16 protein-coding genes are annotated in these 17,112 nt (G+C 45.0%); 11 read left to right on the forward strand and 5 right to left on the reverse strand.

Annotated elements, in window-relative coordinates; all coding sequences use genetic code 11:
* Nucleotides 1-188: 188 nt before the first annotated feature.
* The 6 genes from NX845_RS13420 (at nucleotide 189) to NX845_RS13445 (ending at nucleotide 4,674) form a co-directional block, all read left to right on the forward strand.
* Entirely contained in the window at nucleotides 189-560 is a 372-nt protein-coding gene (locus NX845_RS13420; protein ID WP_004729948.1) for a GntR family transcriptional regulator, read from the forward strand.
* Complete coding sequence (locus tag NX845_RS13425; RefSeq protein WP_017079596.1) at nucleotides 557-1,411, forward strand: ABC transporter ATP-binding protein; 855 nt, start codon at nucleotides 557-559, stop codon at nucleotides 1,409-1,411. The genes NX845_RS13420 and NX845_RS13425 overlap by 4 nt, the downstream gene beginning before the upstream one ends.
* Nucleotides 1,411-2,268 carry a hypothetical protein gene (locus NX845_RS13430; RefSeq protein ID WP_017083226.1) on the forward strand — a complete coding sequence of 286 codons (858 nt, stop codon included), beginning with the start codon at nucleotides 1,411-1,413 and terminating at the stop codon, nucleotides 2,266-2,268. Before NX845_RS13425 ends, NX845_RS13430 begins: the two co-directional genes overlap by 1 nt.
* A gap of 963 nt (nucleotides 2,269-3,231) precedes the next feature.
* On the forward strand, nucleotides 3,232-3,519 hold the full coding sequence (locus NX845_RS13435; RefSeq protein WP_102455032.1) for a putative quinol monooxygenase: 288 nt from the start codon (nucleotides 3,232-3,234) through the stop codon (nucleotides 3,517-3,519).
* Nucleotides 3,519-4,073, forward strand: a complete 555-nt coding sequence (locus tag NX845_RS13440; RefSeq protein WP_065682288.1) for a nucleotidyltransferase family protein — start codon at nucleotides 3,519-3,521, stop codon at nucleotides 4,071-4,073. Before NX845_RS13435 ends, NX845_RS13440 begins: the two co-directional genes overlap by 1 nt.
* Before the next feature lie 163 nt (nucleotides 4,074-4,236).
* Nucleotides 4,237-4,674, forward strand: coding sequence for a bifunctional diaminohydroxyphosphoribosylaminopyrimidine deaminase/5-amino-6-(5-phosphoribosylamino)uracil reductase RibD (locus NX845_RS13445; protein ID WP_065682287.1), 438 nt, complete (start codon nucleotides 4,237-4,239; stop codon nucleotides 4,672-4,674).
* Nucleotides 4,675-4,690: 16 nt separating this feature from the next.
* Here NX845_RS13445 and NX845_RS13450 read toward each other — a convergent pair whose 3' ends face one another.
* On the reverse strand, nucleotides 4,691-5,143 hold the full coding sequence (locus NX845_RS13450; protein WP_065682286.1) for an NUDIX pyrophosphatase: 453 nt from the start codon (nucleotides 5,141-5,143) through the stop codon (nucleotides 4,691-4,693).
* 291 nt (nucleotides 5,144-5,434) lie between these two features.
* Between NX845_RS13450 and NX845_RS13455 the strand changes: the two genes are divergently transcribed.
* The 4 genes from NX845_RS13455 to NX845_RS13470 all read left to right on the forward strand — a co-directional run bounded on the left by NX845_RS13455 (nucleotide 5,435) and on the right by NX845_RS13470 (nucleotide 10,290).
* Complete coding sequence (locus tag NX845_RS13455; protein WP_260256904.1) at nucleotides 5,435-7,147, forward strand: RluA family pseudouridine synthase; 1,713 nt, start codon at nucleotides 5,435-5,437, stop codon at nucleotides 7,145-7,147.
* A gap of 153 nt (nucleotides 7,148-7,300) precedes the next feature.
* Nucleotides 7,301-7,681 carry a hypothetical protein gene (locus tag NX845_RS13460; protein ID WP_004729929.1) on the forward strand — a complete coding sequence of 127 codons (381 nt, stop codon included), beginning with the start codon at nucleotides 7,301-7,303 and terminating at the stop codon, nucleotides 7,679-7,681.
* Between the two features lie 310 nt (nucleotides 7,682-7,991).
* Entirely contained in the window at nucleotides 7,992-9,152 is a 1,161-nt protein-coding gene (locus NX845_RS13465; protein ID WP_065677369.1) for a multidrug effflux MFS transporter, read from the forward strand.
* 124 nt (nucleotides 9,153-9,276) lie between these two features.
* Nucleotides 9,277-10,290 (forward strand): alpha/beta fold hydrolase, encoded by a 1,014-nt coding sequence (locus tag NX845_RS13470; RefSeq protein WP_260256905.1) that lies wholly within the window; start codon nucleotides 9,277-9,279, stop codon nucleotides 10,288-10,290.
* A gap of 21 nt (nucleotides 10,291-10,311) precedes the next feature.
* Here NX845_RS13470 and NX845_RS13475 read toward each other — a convergent pair whose 3' ends face one another.
* Nucleotides 10,312-11,379, reverse strand: coding sequence for an AraC family transcriptional regulator (locus NX845_RS13475; RefSeq protein ID WP_260256906.1), 1,068 nt, complete (start codon nucleotides 11,377-11,379; stop codon nucleotides 10,312-10,314).
* A 110-nt stretch (nucleotides 11,380-11,489) separates the two neighbouring features.
* A complete protein-coding gene (locus NX845_RS13480) occupies nucleotides 11,490-12,422 on the reverse strand; it encodes a GlxA family transcriptional regulator (protein ID WP_260256908.1) in 933 nt (310 codons plus the stop codon).
* Nucleotides 12,423-12,511: 89 nt separating this feature from the next.
* On the opposite strand from NX845_RS13480, the gene NX845_RS13485 reads away from it, so the two are divergent.
* The gene (locus NX845_RS13485; RefSeq protein WP_108092463.1) at nucleotides 12,512-13,072 is read left to right on the forward strand and encodes a cysteine hydrolase family protein; all 561 of its coding nucleotides are present in this window, start codon (nucleotides 12,512-12,514) and stop codon (nucleotides 13,070-13,072) included.
* 143 nt (nucleotides 13,073-13,215) lie between these two features.
* Here NX845_RS13485 and NX845_RS13490 read toward each other — a convergent pair whose 3' ends face one another.
* Together NX845_RS13490 and NX845_RS13495 are read right to left on the reverse strand one after the other, a co-directional pair.
* A complete protein-coding gene (locus tag NX845_RS13490) occupies nucleotides 13,216-14,574 on the reverse strand; it encodes a Na+/H+ antiporter NhaC family protein (RefSeq protein ID WP_017094718.1) in 1,359 nt (452 codons plus the stop codon).
* 221 nt (nucleotides 14,575-14,795) lie between these two features.
* The gene (locus NX845_RS13495; RefSeq protein WP_260256909.1) at nucleotides 14,796-16,979 is read right to left on the reverse strand and encodes a malate synthase G; all 2,184 of its coding nucleotides are present in this window, start codon (nucleotides 16,977-16,979) and stop codon (nucleotides 14,796-14,798) included.
* Nucleotides 16,980-17,112 lie beyond the last annotated feature (133 nt).

Genomic DNA, 17,112 nt, shown 5'->3' on the forward strand with positions numbered 1-17,112 from the left:
TCCTATTCAAATAATCATCGCTCATACAGCTGCTTGAAAGCCCACAAGGATGTAGGCTTCAAGTACCCTCCCCGCCAAACGTGCTTTATCCAAATATAAAAATATCCGATCCATTTTCATAAAACCCTTGCCAATTCGTATAAAAAGGTTAGTGTTATACACATGTATATCACCATGCAGTTTTAATTATGACCGAATGGAAAGACGACCAACCGATCTTTAGGCAACTTGCCGCAAAGATCAGTGACCAAATTCTTCAAGGTGTTTGGTTAGAGCAACAAGCATTACCCTCTGTGCGTGCGGTTGCTGCCGATCTTAAGATCAACCACCTTACTGTCATGAAAAGCTATCAGTTACTGGTGGATGAAGACTTGGTAGAGAAAAAACGCGGCCAAGGCATGTATGTGGCCGAAGGGGCACTTCAAAAATTGAAAGAGTCTGCACACCAATCATTCATCAACACACAGATCCCAGCCATCGCTGAGACGCTAGGCATCATTGATATGAGTGTCGAAGAACTCGTGAAACAGCTAGCACAACATATAAAGGACAAGTCATGAGTACGTTACTTTCCGTGAAAAACGTAACCAAAACCTATTCAAATCAAGTGGGTGTCGAAAACATCAGCTTTGAGTTAAAGCCAGGACAAGTACTTGGTCTGCTGGGCCACAATGGCGCGGGTAAATCGACTCTGATCAAATCACTGCTTGGTGGACACAACTATCAAGGTGAGATTGAAGTAAACGGCTACCACCCTATCCACCAGCACGCAGAGCTCATGCAGCACTTGTCGTACATCTCAGATGTTAACGTGTTACCAGAGTGGATGACGGTTAAACAACTGCTTCGATACACACAAGGTGTGCACCCTAGCTTCAACAAGCAAAAAGCAGAACAGACGTTAAGCAGCACCAACATTAAGTTGTCTTCTACTATCAAGCAGCTTTCTAAAGGGATGAAAGTACAACTTCACCTTGCGATCATCATCGCGACTGACACTCAAGTGTTGATCTTAGATGAGCCTACACTGGGCTTAGATTTGCTGTACCGCGATACTTTTTATCGCCACCTACTAGAATGGTTCCACGACGGCGAACGCGCCATGATCATTGCAAGCCATGAGGTTTCAGAAATTGAACACCTATTAACGGATGTACTGATTTTGAAGCAAGGTCATTGTGTCCTGCAAAAAAGCATGGAAGACATCGAGAGCGACTATTTCATTATTGAAGTCGCAAACAACCATTCAAGCGAGATTCAGAAACTCAACCCACTGACCTCACAATCAGGGCTAGGCACTACTAAGTGGTTATTGGAAGGTCAATACAAAGCGCAGGTTGAATCACTGGGTAACATCTATAACGTTGGTCTCGCAGATCTATTCCTTGCAACACAGATGGAGAAGGCATAATGCATCCAAGTTTTTACATGCTAGAAAAAGAACTCATCGAGCACAAAGTTAACACTCGATTGCCTCTGTTTGTCGCGTTATGTGGTTTCTTACTGTTCGTTGGTCTGTTCTTTAATGGCGCAGCACAACATGAGTTTTTCTTTGAAATGCAAGTGAACGGTGACGTGAGCGACATCCACAGAGAGTTCGCACAAGATCTCAACTCAGTGATCTACTTTGGCGCGGGCCTTATTTCACTGATCCTGTCGACGCTATATATCCCTAAAACGCTGCGTAAAGAACGCCAAGAAGGCAGTTCGATGTTTTGGAGAAGTATGCCGGTATCTAACGCCATGACTCACGGCGTGAAGCTAGGATTCGGTTTAGTGGTTATTCCGGCTATCTGTGCATTGTTAGTGCTGTTCGCAGATTTTCTATTCTGGATATTGAACGTCTCAAGCGAACAACAATTGGCGCTATTGGTTGAGCAGCAATCTCTGTTTTATGTGCTGAGCAACTGGGTCGTGTTTTTTGGACGAATGATGTTAGTTGCACTGGTTTTATTGCCACTGGCAACCGTCACTCTAGCGATTTCGCAGCTGGTAAACTCTCCATTGCTTGTCATTTTCATCTCAAGCTATGCGATTAAGTTCCTCTCTGTCGCCGTGTTTGGGTTCTATGGCATCAATGACTTCCTATCTCTCATCGCGTCATTGCCAATGAATGTGCTCATAGCAAGCAACCCATTAAGTGCGATTGCAGAAGCGCCGATTTTATCTCTAGGTATTTACGCACTGATCGGTGTTGGTGGCTATCTTCTGAGCCTAAAGCTGAACCGAACCGATGATGTCAGTTTGAAGACGCTCTTCCAACGTTAACGCATTCGCTCCTGACGTTGGTGTTGTCGCTCCCGAGCAGTTAACCACATCAGATATCAAAATCTAAATCAAAGCTTCTGAGAAATCGGGAGCTTTTTTTGATCACGACTTTGCCAATACAGAGATGGGTAACAAGAACAAAGGGACAAAGGGACAAAAGGGTTTTAGTTAGGAGTAATAGAGTGAAGCAACAAGAGAATCTAAGAGGAGGTATTAATGAGCTGACATTGAATGCATTGTTGTTAATGCCTGTCAGCTCTTTGGAGGATGATTTCTTTAGTCGCCGACCAGATGAAGGTCCTTGAGAGTGCTAATGAAATCGATTTGTTGCGTTTTACATTTGATTAAGCTTTTCAGCTTTTTTTTATCTTAAAGCTTTACGATTTAAAGCTTATTTCTTTGAAGCTTCTTTCGCTGTGTCTTTCCAGTATTGGATGCGAACGCGATGAAGCTGTGCTCTTCTCATTTTTTTCATAAGGGATATTTCCTTTTCTTTAACTGCTCTTCATGAGCTATTTTTATTGCCAACCATTCGAATCTAACGGTGTTTGATGTCCAGATCAATGATACAAATCACAAAATTTATAGAGTTTTGAGTACCATTTACATCAAAGTATGACCTAGATATCAACTATGGCTCAATTCAATCCTATGAGCCGCTCTTCAAAATTAAGGTTAGTTCTCTCAGATGACAAATTCATTTCAGTATCAATACAGTTCAATGATACTAATTTAATAGACCGGACCAACGCGGATTTAGTTCCAACGTCTTATTTTTTATTGCTCACATCGCCTCTAAAGTTACACTGTAACCAACGATGCATTCAATGTGAACAATTAATCGCCACATTAGCCTATACGTCACAACATCAAAATGGGATTATGTTTGTAACGGGTAAAGCTTTTTATAGAAAAAAGCCGTAGTGGACAAAATTAAATAGACGTAATTAAATGGACGTAATTATGAGTAAAGTAATTCTGCAAGGGCATATTCTAGTGCCAGACAACGACCTCAAAGCCGTCACACAAGCCTTGGTTGTACACAAAGAACTGACACTGGAAGAACCTGGTTGTATCGTATTTCGAGTCAGTCAGAGCACGCTTCAACCTAATCGCTTTGAAGTGTATGAAGAATTCACTAGCCGAGAAGCATTTGAAGCGCACCAACAGCGAGTAAAAACGTCTGAATGGGGTGAAATCTCCAAGAATGTGACTCGTCATTATCAAGTCACCGATGTTCCGACATCATAATGATACATCCGCTAGCCAACAGTATCGTCACGTTGATCAAACAAGATCCCTTACGAATGCAGGTTTTAGACTGTGTCGCTCAGCTGGATTTGCCGCAGTGCTATGTTGCTGCGGGCTTTGTGAGAAACCTCGTTTGGGATCACCTACATTGTTATGCCTCCCCGACTCCACTCAATGATATTGATGTGATCTACTTTGATCCCATTGATACCTCTTACGAATCGGAGCTTAGATACGAGGCTCAGCTTAAACAACGGTTACCCGAACTGAATTGGCAAGTTCGCAATCAAGCCTGCATGCACACCAGAAATGGGGATGAACCTTACCAAGGCTCATTGGATGCGATGAGTTACTGGCCAGAGAAAGAAACCGCCGTCGCCGTAAAGCAAAGCCTCAATGGAGACATCGAATGTATTTCGTCTTTTGGTTTAGATAGTTTGTTTGATTTGCAAATCACACCCAACCCAAAGCGTAACCGAGATATCTTTGATCAAAGAGTACAATCCAAGAACTGGCTGACCCAGTGGTCCAAGTTAACGATTAGTCACAGTTAACTAGCTTTCGAATTCAAAGCTAAAACCATTGACTAAAAGCCCAATCAGATCGAACATGCCCCCACTTGTTAGCTTATTAATTTATTAGCTTAGTAACTAATCAACTCATCAACCGCGCGCGACCACTAACTGCTGCGCTCTCTCGTCATACTGAGTAACGACCATGAACCAACAATACATGCAGCAAGCTCTTGAAGCTTCGCGCCAAGCCCTACCCGATTGCCAACCAAACCCGCCAGTAGGTTGCGTTTTGGTGAAAAACGATAAGGTGGTGTCTGTTGGATACACGCAAAAAGTCGGCGGAAACCACGCCGAGGTTGAAGCACTGAATAGCTATGACAGCGAAACGGACGGAGAAATGGAAGGCGTTACCGCTTACGTAACTTTAGAGCCATGTTCATTTGTTGGCAGAACACCCGCTTGCGCCAATACATTGGTTAAAGCCGGTGTAAAACACGTAGTGGTGGCGATGCTAGACCCTGACCCTCGCAATAATGGCCGTGGTGTTGCGATCCTTAAATCGCACGGCGTGAAGGTGGATGTGGGGTTATGCCAAGCGCAAGTAAGCGCCTTTTTAACCCCTTACCTTGGTAAGTCCTAGATCTAAACAGCCAGTATTAGTTCAATTTCACTCGGTAAAGCGGATTGACTGGCTTATCGACAAAATACGACCAGATATGATCGTAGACGGCATGTTGGTTAGGGAATGGCGCCAACGCTTTTGCCTCTTCTAAATTGCACCAACGATACTCGGTATGCTCGTCATTCAGTTCAATCGCTTGGTTGGCCGGGCATAGCACCGCAAACACAGGGATTAGCTGAATTACATTCACGTGCGCCTCGTAAAACTGCTCCAGAAACTGCGCGTTATACAAAGCTTCCACTTTAATTTGGGTCTCTTCTTCAAATTCGCGCACGATAGCCTGCCAACCTGTTTCGCCCGCTTCAATCGAGCCTGCGACATGGCACCAAAATTCGCCTTTCACACGCTTCATTAATAGCATTTTCATTTGTCCGTCGATCTCTGAAAGAGCGACACCAGCTACGATGGAAGTATTGAGTGGAATCATCACGTTACCTTAGGTTGAATAAGAGGGCGGTAAGGCTACCACCCTTCACTTGTTAAGTTACCTTCTCTGATTAGAAACGAGAAGTCACTCATCAATTCATGAAGTTCAAGCCATAACTCATGGGTTCAGTGTTAACCATCTCGCTTAGCTATCCTGTAATAGAACCATTTCTTATTTGAGGCGCTTTTCGATAAAGAGTAGAATCGCCGCCTCGTACTGTGTTTAAAGCCTCTAAACATACACAGTAGACTCACAACCATTTATCACCACGATATAAGTATTAATACGACTATGCACTCATCAAAATCATCGCACGACTCAGAAAGCAGCCACACACCTGAGCATTGCTTCACTCGTTTTCAACAGCCGATCGAGTCATATTCGTTGCCAGAGCGTTTTACCTTCCCGTTCTATTATGAACCACACTCACTGTGTGAAATCGCTTCTCATCAGCTTCAACAATATCTAGAAACTCAAACCGACTGGCAGCATGACTTCGGACTGGATTCTGACGCTGGTCGCGGCAAAATGTTTGGTGTGTTACTGGTGAAAAGTCCTGAAGGTGAATTGGGTTACTTCTCTGCTTTTTCAGGGAAAATCGCCGACCAAAACCTATTGCCTCACTTTGTACCGCCCGTGTTCGACATGCTGAGCAGCGACAGCTTTTTCCATCAAGACACAGCCGACATGATGGCTGTAAACGCTGAGTTTAAAGCGCTGCAAGCAAACGCTGAATACCTTGAGTTATGCGAGCAACTGGCGCAGCAAAAAGCGCAAGCTGAGCAAGAGATTGAAGCTCAACGTCTATTGATTATTGAAGGCCGAAAAACGCGTAAAGAACAACGTGAACAAGGCAAAGAAAACCTTGATGAGCAAGCCTTCGAACAGCTAAATAATGAGCTAAACAAAGCCAGTGTTGCCGACAAGAACCAGCAGAAGTACCTAAAACTCAACTGGGAACAGACTCTGCAAGTATTGCAGGCTAAAGTTGATGTGTTCACCACTCAACTGGCTGAGCTAAAAGAGCAAAGAGCACACATTTCTCATCAGCTTCAACACAAGTTGTTTTCACAATACGCTTTCCAAAATGCGGAAGGAAACGTTGAAGACCTTAACCAGATCTTTGAAAACACGCCAAACAAGATACCACCAGCGGGTTCTGGCGAATGTGCCGCTCCCAAGCTGCTGCAATACGCGTATTTGAACGGTTACACACCGCTGGCATTGGCTGAATTTTGGTGGGGTCGTTCACCGAAATCGGAAATCCGTAAGCACAAGAAATACTACGCGTCTTGCCAAAGTAAGTGTGTACCGATTTTAGGTCACATGATGAAAGGCTTAGAAGTCGATCCCAACCCATTGCTAGAAAACCCAGCTGAAGGCAAAGACCTCGATATCCTGTTCCAAGACGATCACATCGTTGTGGTACACAAACCAGCAGGTTTTCTATCCGTACCGGGTAAAAACATTAAAGACTCGGCCTACACACGCGTTCAAGAAATGCACCAAGATGTTGAAGGGCCATTTGTTATCCACCGTTTGGATATGGCGACCTCTGGCATTCTGATATTTGCTTTAACACGACGTGCGAACAAAAGCTTACAGAAGCAGTTCATTACTCGTGAAGTTGAGAAGCGATATGTCGCAATGATTGAAGGTGAGCTAGACCATGATGAAGGCTATATTCGACTGCCATTGCGTGGCGACTTGTATGACCGCCCTCGTCAGATTGTTTGCTTCGAACACGGCAAGCCTGCAGAAACCAAATGGGAAGTGATTGAGCGAAACGAGCAAACCACTAAGGTTTACCTGCACCCTAAAACAGGCCGTACACACCAGTTACGTGTTCACTGTTCACATGAAGAAGGGCTTAACATGCCTATCGTGGGTGACGGCTTATACGGCAACAAAGCCGACCGACTGCACCTACACGCTGAAAGACTTGCACTGCACCACCCAGTCACCAAAGAGTGGATGGAATTCCAGTTCGACGCTGAATTCTAAAATCTCTCATTAGTACCGAGCTTTAAAAGGAGTCACACCGCTTGTGGCTCCTACCTCTTTTGGGTATATCTCCACGCTTATTGCACTACATCAAGATTCACTTTGTTGTGAAGAGTAGCATGCCCTCCTTCTTCTCTCCTTGAGGCCTTTGATATGTCATCAGCTGCTTTGAATTTACACCACAACACACAAACTTCTTCTTTGATAACTGCGCAAGCACCAAGCTTGAAACCACTAGCAACCAAAAAGCCTAATCTAAATTTGGCAATGCTAAGCTTAATTGAAGAAGTTAAAAACGAACTCCCACTTTACGAATCGGAGACGTTTATCTGTGGGCCAAAAGGAAACTGCTCGGGTTGCTCTAAAAAGCTACTAGAGATGGTCGACAGTGAGTTGATGTACTGGGAGCACAGTATTTCAATTGGCCAAGGCCCCAACTTCGAAGAACTGCGCCGTTTTGGTAAGCTATGCAGTAGCGTTAGACGCGGTTTAGAGCGTAATGGTTTAGTCGAAAAACGCCCAAAGAAAAGATAACAAGCCAAGCCGATAACCAATACAATGTGTCGTTGGCGATTACAAGCTACCCTGCTACTAACTGATTGAACTCGTTAGCTATAAAAGTAATAATGTTTTGTAATACAATTCAGTGCGCAGACCGACTTCGTAGATTCGAACTCATAGAGATAAGTTCATCGATACTTTCACTATATTCTCGAACGACTCTATCCTTCTTGTCTGACGTGCCTTAGCCTTCTGTATATCAATATCACATCAATTAGAAACCTATCTTGGACAACGGAGAGCGACCTTGAAGAGACCACAACCAGTACTGGGAAAGACCGGTATGCTATTTTTTCTCGTCATAATAAGTGCTTTCCCTCCATTGACCATCGACCTTTACTTACCTGCGCTTCCGCAGATGGTCGAGGTGTTTAATACTGACCGATCAATGGTCAACCTAACCCTGAGCAGCTACTTCGTTACTTACGCCATCGGTCTTTTGTTCTGGGGGCCGCTCAGCGAAAAATTTGGTCGTAAGCCGATCCTATTAATTGGATTAGCGGGTTATATGGTCGCGAGCATATTGTGTGCGATGACCAATAGCATCGAACAGTTAATTGGCGCTCGTGTATTCCAAGCCTTTGCTGGCAGTGCTATCACCGTTATCGCTACCGCCATTGTCAAAGATCTTTATGACGGCCGAGAACGTGAAAAGATCATGGCGACTATCATGTCACTGGTGATCATCGCACCAATGGTTGCGCCTGTGTTTGGCGCCTTTTTACTGAAAATTGCTTCTTGGCGAATGATGTTTGTCACGCTCGCCATTTTTGGTGCATTTGCGTCAGTATTAGCTTGCTGCTACCGAGAAACACTCGAAAACAAATACCAAGGTTCTATATTCCGCTCATGGGGAAGAATGGGCGTGGTCATGAAAAACCGCTCGTTCGTCAAGCTGCTGGTCATTTTCTCTATCATACCGATGGCGTTGATGGGCTTTCTTGCGGCGGGTTCTTATATCTACATCGATCACTTTGGATTGACCGAACAACAGTTTAGTTACGCGTTCGCATTCAATGCACTGTGCGCCTCATTTGGTCCAACAATTTACATGAAGTTGTCCTACCGAATGCCGGTTCAAAAGGTCATCTCAGGATGTTTTGCTTTATTAGCGCTTGCGGGAATCTTCACCCTAACCATTGGCGACCTGTCCCCTTGGTTCTTCATGTTCATCGCTGCACCAGCGACATTAATGGCGATCATCATGCGAGTACCGGGCACCAACTTGATGTTGAACCAACAAGATCATGACACGGGCTCTGCCGTCGCACTGATTCAGTTCTTCAGCATGATTTGTGGTTCGCTTGGCATGGTATTAGTTTCAATCCGCCCAGAGTCACTGATTGAAAACCTAGGCTTTATCCAATTATCCATCGGTACGCTAGGCGGCCTGATGTGGCTAATGGTCAGAAACAAAGAGTTCGTGACTAATAAGCTGAATTAGGCACATCCAAAATAGCTAAATTTGTACTCAAACACGATTTAAGGCGTCCTCGATCGTGTTTGAGGTCTCGCCCTCACTGGCTTTAGCGCATATTGGCTCCAATCACCTCAATTGGAGTTAAACCATGAAATGGATACATTTACTGTTCACATCCCTACTTTTCCTTTGTGCTCCATCCATCGCTTCCGGTGTCGGATTCACTCAAGTAACCTTAACTGACAATCCTAATCGCCCGCTAAACACTGCCATTTGGTATCCCACACAAGATGTATCAGACACAACCTTGATTGGCGATAACCCAGCGTTCGTCGGTACGCAAGTCATCAAAGATGCTGAGATTCAATCAGGCACTTTTCCAGTAGTACTTCTATCACACGGCTACCGAGGAAACTGGCGAAACCAAAACTGGTTGGCGACCGAACTTGCGAGTCGTGGCTACATCGTAGCGGCCACTGACCATCCGGGAACCACCTCTTTCGACCAATCTCCAGAGCAAGCCGCCAAGTGGTGGGAAAGGCCGCGAGATATCACTCGAACCATCGATTACCTGTTAAGCGAAGTTCAATGGAAGCAAACTGTTAACGCCAACAATATCGCTGCAATCGGACACTCGTTAGGAGGCTGGACAGTGATGCAATTGGCAGGAGCGAAAATAGATAGAGCGACCTTTGAAGCCGAGTGTCTTATATACCCTAACCCGCGTACCTGTGGGCTGTCTGATGAATTAGGGCTATCACAAGCCCAACCCTCAGAACCAAGCAATAAAAACCTTTCAGACCCTCGAATTCAACGTGTAGTTAGCCTTGATCTGGGGTTTGCTCGCAGTTTCTCAGTCGGCAACTTAAATGACATTACAGTGCCAACCTTAATATTGGCGGCTGGGATTGATATTGGGGACCTACCTCAAGCATTAGAGTCTGGCTACATTGCTGAGCACATGCCTCTTAATTTAAGACGTTATAAGGTCTATGAAAGCGCTACCCATTTCAGCTTCATTCAAACCTGCAAACCTGGGGCAGTACCGATGCTTGAAGAAGAAGTGCCAGGCGATGGCATTATTTGTAAAGATGGCGTTGGTACATCACGCGACCAGCTACATCAATTGATCTTAAACGACATCATTAGCTTTCTGAATTGATAAACTGAAAAGTAAACACACTCAATCTAACACTTTTGGCGAACTTCGATACTCACTCGGAGTTTGCCCAGTTATCCTTGAAAACTCGCGATTGAAATTGGACTTGGTCTGAAAGCCTGAACTAAGGAAGATGTCAGTTATCGCTTCATCACTCTGCATCAGGAGAGTCTTAGCGTGCTCAATTCGATAGGCGTTAATCACCTTTGAAATGTTCTGGTGGTGAGTTTGATTAACCGCAGACGATATTTTTCGAGCTGGGATACCTAGCTTTCTCGCCACTCGATTCAGGGACAAATCTGGATCTTTGAACACCTGATGATCCTTCATTAACGCATCAAACTTAGCGACGATCTGCGTGACTTCTTCATCCACTTTTAAGCTTGTCGACGATGCCGAAGATACATCAATTGCTTCAGGATAATGGTTTGACGTTGTCAGTTCACTCTGCTGTTGGTTTTGTTCCTGAATTGGTGCCGTGCTAGTACTCACAACGACTACAGCCCCAACAATTGCGGGAATAAGAACTAGGTAACCAATAGACAGAATTAAGTTGGTGTGTTGTGCGTTAAGCAGCAAAATATCATACGAAATAATGCTATCCACGAGAGCCGAAAACAGTAAGGCTATACCTGCCGTACGCTCAGCATACAAAACATTCGATACATCACTCAGCCTGACGTGCTCTGGGAAGTTAAACGATGATTTCAACAACAAGCAGCCATAGCTGAGATATAGCGAGATCAACAATAGATCAATCGTTCCACCCCAAATATACGAATAAGAAAAGGAGCCAACCAGAACAACGACTGGGCCTAAGCAATGCAAAAGAGACAAAGGTTTACTTCGATGAGCTCCCGCAAAGCAGAGCCATGCAGCCACCGGTACACTTGCCCCTAGAACCGGTTGTAAGAAACGGAACAGTGCAATATCAAACGTCCAACGTAGCCCAACGACAGTAATCATCAATGCACACAACATAATAAACCAAAACGGTTTTTGGCTTGTTTGTGGATAGCGATATCGAAGCAAAACAGCTGTGATAAATAACAACAGAGCAGCAACAAATGGCAAGGGAATGGCAAGCATCAAAATTCCATTTATGTTCGAGAAAAGATCATTTCAATATCACGTCACATATTCCGTAAGTAAACCATTGAATCAGTGCGAGTAATAAAGGTTGAATATCAATCTATGGTAAATCATTCCTCAGAGAGAAATCTAGAACGAAATCTTGATGGTGTTAAGCCAATGATTTTCATGAAGACCTTACGAAAGCTATTTACGTCCTCATAGCCAACTAGGTAGCTGATCTGCTCAACCGGCTTATGGGAGCTTTCCAATAACTCGCATGCACTTTGAACACGCACATGTTGGATATAGTTAATCGGCGTAAAACTGGTCGCCTTGGTAAATTGACGAATAAAGGTTCTCCGAGTCATGAAGGCTTCTTCTGCCAATTGATCGAGCGACAAAGGGAGATGATGATACTTCTGAATAAAACGCTGCACCGACACAATCTTGTCATTGCCGTGAGCATAGTTCGGCACAAAACTCTGATAGTAGCGCTGCTCTCTCAAGCCCGTATCGAGTACTAGGTATTTACCTAGATTACGAGTGTTAGTCGGTGTCGTGTATTTAGTCAGGATAAACAAAGCCAGATCCATCCACGACATCAAACCACCAGCTGTGATGATGTCAGCGTCATCAATCAAGATTTTGTCGATATCGACATCGATGTCCGAATAGAGATCCGAGAACTTTTGTTGTGCTTGCCAATGGGTTGTCACGGTTCGACCTTCTAACAAACCTGTTTTTGCCAAAATGAACACACCCGCACAAGCTGAGCAAAGTATCGCCCCCCTTTGGTGAGACTCAATCAGATACTCAAGCAAGGTGTCACTCGGCTCTAGATAGTAACAACCATCTAAATTCGGTGGGAGTATGATGATATCGGCGTTCGATACGCTAACACTGTCATGCGCTTGGATCTGAACGTTGAATTGAGTCTTCTCAGCCGAAGGTTCAAGAGAATTTGCCATCTGCAGAAACTCTTTCACGCCAAACACGGCACTTTGCAGAGAGCCTGGATAGTCGATGATTTCGACCATTACTGATTTTGTCACTATTGCCATAGAGTCTGTCATTTTTGACGTGCTATAAAAACTACAGAGTATTCATAATATCCCTACACCGCAACACACCAAATACAAAGGTATAGAATATGAAGAACACTGCACTACTACTTATCGACTTTCAAAATGACTATTTCCCTTCATACGAAGGTGCAAAATGGTCGCTGTCTGAAACAGAGAAAGCAGCCGAAAAAGGTGCACAGTTATTATCCGCTTTCAGAGACAAGCAACTTCCTGTGGTTCATGTACGTCATGAGTTTCCGACGGTTGATGCTCCGTTCTTCTTACCAGAATCAGACGGTGCTCAAATCCACAGCAGCGTGACTCCGCTAGACGGTGAACCAGTCATAGTAAAGCATCAAATCAATAGCTTTAGAGACACCAAACTGAACAAAGTGCTAAAAGAGCAAGGCGTTGAAAAGCTGATCATCGTTGGCGCAATGAGCCACATGTGTATCGATGCTGTGACTCGTGCAGCTACCGATTTAGGCTACGAATGCCACGTAGCGCATGATGCTTGCACAACCTTAGACATGGAGTTCAATGGCGTTAAGGTTCCAGCAGCGCATGTTCATGCCGCATTCATGGCTGCACTGAGCTTTGGTTACTGCAATGTCGCGACAGCCAGCGAACTTGAAAGCCAACTTTAGTCAGACTCAAAACCGTCTACATGGGCGGTTTTGTCTATATTCAAATCAGAATTAGCTTCCAAACAATTCTTTCAGGCGCAAAAAAGGCCCCTTTCGGAGCCTTCTTATTAGAGTCTGAGATCACTCAACTTGGACAATTGCTACTAAGCTTGAGCCACTTGACGCGCTGGGTGTTTGATAAACACAGCGACTACAGCCACGATTGCAAGAGCAAAACAGTAGTACGAGTTGGCTACAATATCCAAAGGCGATAGGTTAAATACCGAACCTAATAGCAATACCTGCGCACCGTAAGGCAATACGCCTTGAATCACACAAGAGAAGATATCCAACAAGCTTGCAGAACGACGTGGAGACACATTGTTCTCTTCCGCCAATTGGCGAGCCACACTACCAGACACAATAATCGCGACCGTGTTGTTTGCCGTACATAGGTTCACCATAGACACCAAGCCAGCAATACCTAGCTCACTTGCACGACCATTCGCTTGCTTAGAGTGTGAAGAGCCAAATGCACGAATTACACCACTTACTAAGTTAGTCAGGAATGCCAATCCACCTTGACGACGCATCAGCTCACTCAAACCGCCAATCAGCATCGACAATAAGAAAATCTCCTGCATGTTGCCGAAGCCTGCGTAGATGTCTTGAGCGTAATCAGTCATACCGTAGTTCTCAACAGAACCTAGGCTCACGCCACCCGCCAGTAAGATACCAATCGTCAACACAACGAACACGTTCATGCCCGATACAGCAAGAATCAAAATAGTGATGTATGGCAGTACTTTGAGCCACTCGATTGGGCCTGTTTCAGGAACTTGAGTTGCCGTGCTGTTGAAAGCAAAGATAACGATCGCGATAAGTGCAGCCGGCAGTGCAATGCGGATGTTCTCTTTAAACTTGTCTCTCATCTCACAGCCTTGCGAGCGTGTCGCGGCAATGGTGGTGTCAGAGATAATAGAAAGGTTGTCACCAAACATAGCGCCACTCAAAACAACACCAGCTGTCAGTGGAATGCTCATGCCAGCTGAGTCAGCAATACCTAGCGCAACAGGGGCAACCGCAGCGATAGTACCCATCGACGTACCCATTGCTGTCGCGATGAAAGCTGAAATTAGGAAGATACCCGGTAGAATCATACTTGTCGGAATCGCCGATAGACCAAGGTTTACCGTCGCGTCCACGCCACCAGACGCTTTAGCCACAGCAGCAAAAGCACCCGCCAATAGGTAGATCATACACATTGCGATAATGTCTTTGTGACCCACTCCACCTAAGAATTGTTCGATAGCGCGGTTCAATTTATCTTTGCTTAGCAACAACGCCAACATCACAGCAGGCAAAGCTGCAATTGGAGCTGGAAGCTGATAGAAAGCAAAATCGACGCCTTGCAGTGACAAGTACGTACCTACGCCAATAAACAACGATAGGAACACGATCAGAGGGATAAGCGCAACTGCCGAAGGGGCAATTACCGCATTAGAATTTTTTGAATTGGACATGGAATATCAACGCAATAGAACAGGAAGGTGAGCAGACTAATGTCACACTTAGGGCTTGTCAACGTCTAGACGTCTAAACACCCAAATTAATGCAAAGTAATAGGCACGCCATTGAACATAAAAAAAGCCGCGCTATAAAAGCGCGGCACCTTGGGCTCGGTTAAAGGGGGTTTCTTTTTTTAGTATTTTACATTCTCTGTTTTTGTTATTGGGTTGCTTCTCTATCCCTGCGCTTTCAGTTTTAGACGCATAGCATGCAGTACTGGCTCAGTGTAACCACTAGGCTGAGCACAGCCTTCGAATACCAACTGACACGCTGCTGAAAATGCAATGCTGTTTTCAAAGTCAGGTGCCATATTACGGTAGCTCGGGTCGCTAGCGTTTTGCTCGTCCACCACAGCGGCCATGCGCTTCATGGTTTTCATTACTTGGGCTTCATTACAAATCCCATGACGTAACCAGTTTGCAATGTGTTGGCTCGAAATACGCAGCGTAGCGCGGTCTTCCATCAAACCTACATCGTTAATATCTGGCACCTTAGAACACCCAACACCTTGGTCAATCCAACGCACTACATAACCAAGAATACCTTGCGTATTGTTGTCCAATTCGTTTTGGATATCTTGAGCTGTCAGCTTTTGATTACCTAATAGCGGAATAGTCAGAATATCATCAACGTTCGCTCTCACTCGCTCACGAAGCTCTTTCTGACGACTTGGTACACTCACCTTGTGATAGTGCAGAGCATGCAAAGTCGCGGCAGTTGGAGAAGGAACCCAAGCAGTATTTGCGCCCGCTTGAGGATGTCCGATTTTCGCGTCCATCATCTTCGCCATATTGTCTGGCTCTGGCCACATACCTTTACCAATCTGGGCTTTACCTTGCAGGCCACAAGCTAAGCCAAGATCAACGTTCTGATCTTCGTATGCGCCAATCCAAGTCATGGTTTTCAGCTGTGTTTTAGGAGCAAATGGTCCCGCTTCCATACTGGTGTGAATCTCATCACCCGTTCGGTCTAAGAAACCTGTGTTGATAAACACAACACGATCTTTAGCCGCTCGAATACATTCTTTAAGGTTAACCGAAGTACGACGCTCTTCGTCCATGATGCCGACTTTGATCGTGAATCGATCTAGCCCTAATGCATCTTCAATGCGGCCAAACAGCTCATTGGTGAACGCGACTTCTTCAGGACCATGCATCTTAGGTTTTACAATATTGATACTGTTCGCGGTCGAGTTTTGGTAAGCACTGTTCCCTTTTAAATCGTGCATTGCGATTAACGAGGTGACCATGCCATCCATAATGCCTTCAGGGACTTCATTGCCTTGAGCATCAATAATGGCAGGGTTGGTCATTAGGTGGCCCACATTGCGTATGAACAACATACTGCGACCTTTCAGAGAGATCTCGCCGCCCGTCACGCTGGTGTATTGGCGATCTGGATTAAGGTTACGAACGATGGTTTTGCCGTTTTTCTCTAGCGACTCTTGTAAGTCACCTTTCATCAAACCTAACCAGTTGCGGTAAGCCAATGCTTTGTCTTCACCATCAACCGCAGCGACCGAGTCTTCGCAATCCATAATGGTGGTCAGTGCCGATTCCACCAGCACATCTTTAATACCAGCCACATCAACGCTGCCAATTGGCGCACTCGGGTCAATTTGAATTTCGATATGGAGATTATTGTGCTTAAGCAGAATGCTTGAAGGTGCACTTGCATCACCTTGGTAACCAATGAACTGGTTGCGATCGATTAGAGTGACTTCTTCGCCGTTGTCTAAGGTCGCTGTCAGTGTATTACCAATGCTGACGTTGCTGATGCTGTATTTAGTCACGTCTTTATGGGAAACACCGTTTAACGGTGCAGCGTCATCAAGGAAACCTCGAGCGTAGCTCACCACTTTAGCACCGCGTACCGGGTTAAAGCTTCCTCCCTTTTCCGCACCGTCACTTTCACTGATGACATCGGTTCCGTAGAGCGCATCGTATAAACTGCCCCAACGTGCGTTGGCCGCGTTAAGTGCAAAACGTGCATTCATAATAGGTACAACAAGCTGCGGACCCGCTTGTGTTGCAATTTCAGGCTCAACGCTGGCGGTCGTTACTTGAAAGTCATCGCCCTCAGGAACTAGGTAGCCAATCTGCTGTAAGAACTGTTTGTACTCGGCCGCATCTAGCGTTTGTCCCGCACGCTCTTGGTGCCAAACGTCAATTTGATGTTGAAGATCGTCACGCTTGATAAGCAGTGCGCGGTTCTTGGGAGCTAAGTCTTCAAGGATAGTTGCAAATGATTGCCAAAAGTCTTCAGCGACAATGCCTGTTCCAGGAATGACCTGCTCATTAATTAATTGGTAGAGGGTGCTATCAATGTTCAAGCTTCCCTGTTGAATACGACTGCTCATAAAATCTCTCTCAAACTAACTGATGACTACTCATTAAATCTACGTAACTGGCTTAAATTCACGTTACTAGCTCAAATTTACGTTACTAGATTAAACTTACGCAACGGACATAAATTTAGCTAATTTATGCCAG

This window comes from Vibrio sp. NC2 (assembly GCF_025195005.1).
Classification (GTDB): Bacteria; Pseudomonadota; Gammaproteobacteria; order Enterobacterales; family Vibrionaceae; genus Vibrio; species Vibrio splendidus.

Coding starts and splice junctions, on each gene's coding strand:
- NX845_RS13465 (WP_065677369.1), top strand. CDS start 7,992: ATGCTATTTTTTCTCGTCATAATAAGTGCTTTCCCTCCATTGACCATC.
- NX845_RS13490 (WP_017094718.1), bottom strand. CDS start 14,574: ATGTCCAATTCAAAAAATTCTAATGCGGTAATTGCCCCTTCGGCAGTT.
- NX845_RS13450 (WP_065682286.1), bottom strand. CDS start 5,143: ATGATTCCACTCAATACTTCCATCGTAGCTGGTGTCGCTCTTTCAGAG.
- NX845_RS13420 (WP_004729948.1), top strand. CDS start 189: ATGACCGAATGGAAAGACGACCAACCGATCTTTAGGCAACTTGCCGCA.
- NX845_RS13430 (WP_017083226.1), top strand. CDS start 1,411: ATGCATCCAAGTTTTTACATGCTAGAAAAAGAACTCATCGAGCACAAA.
- NX845_RS13495 (WP_260256909.1), bottom strand. CDS start 16,979: ATGAGCAGTCGTATTCAACAGGGAAGCTTGAACATTGATAGCACCCTC.
- NX845_RS13455 (WP_260256904.1), top strand. CDS start 5,435: ATGCACTCATCAAAATCATCGCACGACTCAGAAAGCAGCCACACACCT.
- NX845_RS13485 (WP_108092463.1), top strand. CDS start 12,512: ATGAAGAACACTGCACTACTACTTATCGACTTTCAAAATGACTATTTC.
- NX845_RS13470 (WP_260256905.1), top strand. CDS start 9,277: ATGAAATGGATACATTTACTGTTCACATCCCTACTTTTCCTTTGTGCT.
- NX845_RS13425 (WP_017079596.1), top strand. CDS start 557: ATGAGTACGTTACTTTCCGTGAAAAACGTAACCAAAACCTATTCAAAT.
- NX845_RS13445 (WP_065682287.1), top strand. CDS start 4,237: ATGAACCAACAATACATGCAGCAAGCTCTTGAAGCTTCGCGCCAAGCC.
- NX845_RS13435 (WP_102455032.1), top strand. CDS start 3,232: ATGAGTAAAGTAATTCTGCAAGGGCATATTCTAGTGCCAGACAACGAC.
- NX845_RS13460 (WP_004729929.1), top strand. CDS start 7,301: ATGTCATCAGCTGCTTTGAATTTACACCACAACACACAAACTTCTTCT.
- NX845_RS13480 (WP_260256908.1), bottom strand. CDS start 12,422: ATGGCAATAGTGACAAAATCAGTAATGGTCGAAATCATCGACTATCCA.
- NX845_RS13440 (WP_065682288.1), top strand. CDS start 3,519: ATGATACATCCGCTAGCCAACAGTATCGTCACGTTGATCAAACAAGAT.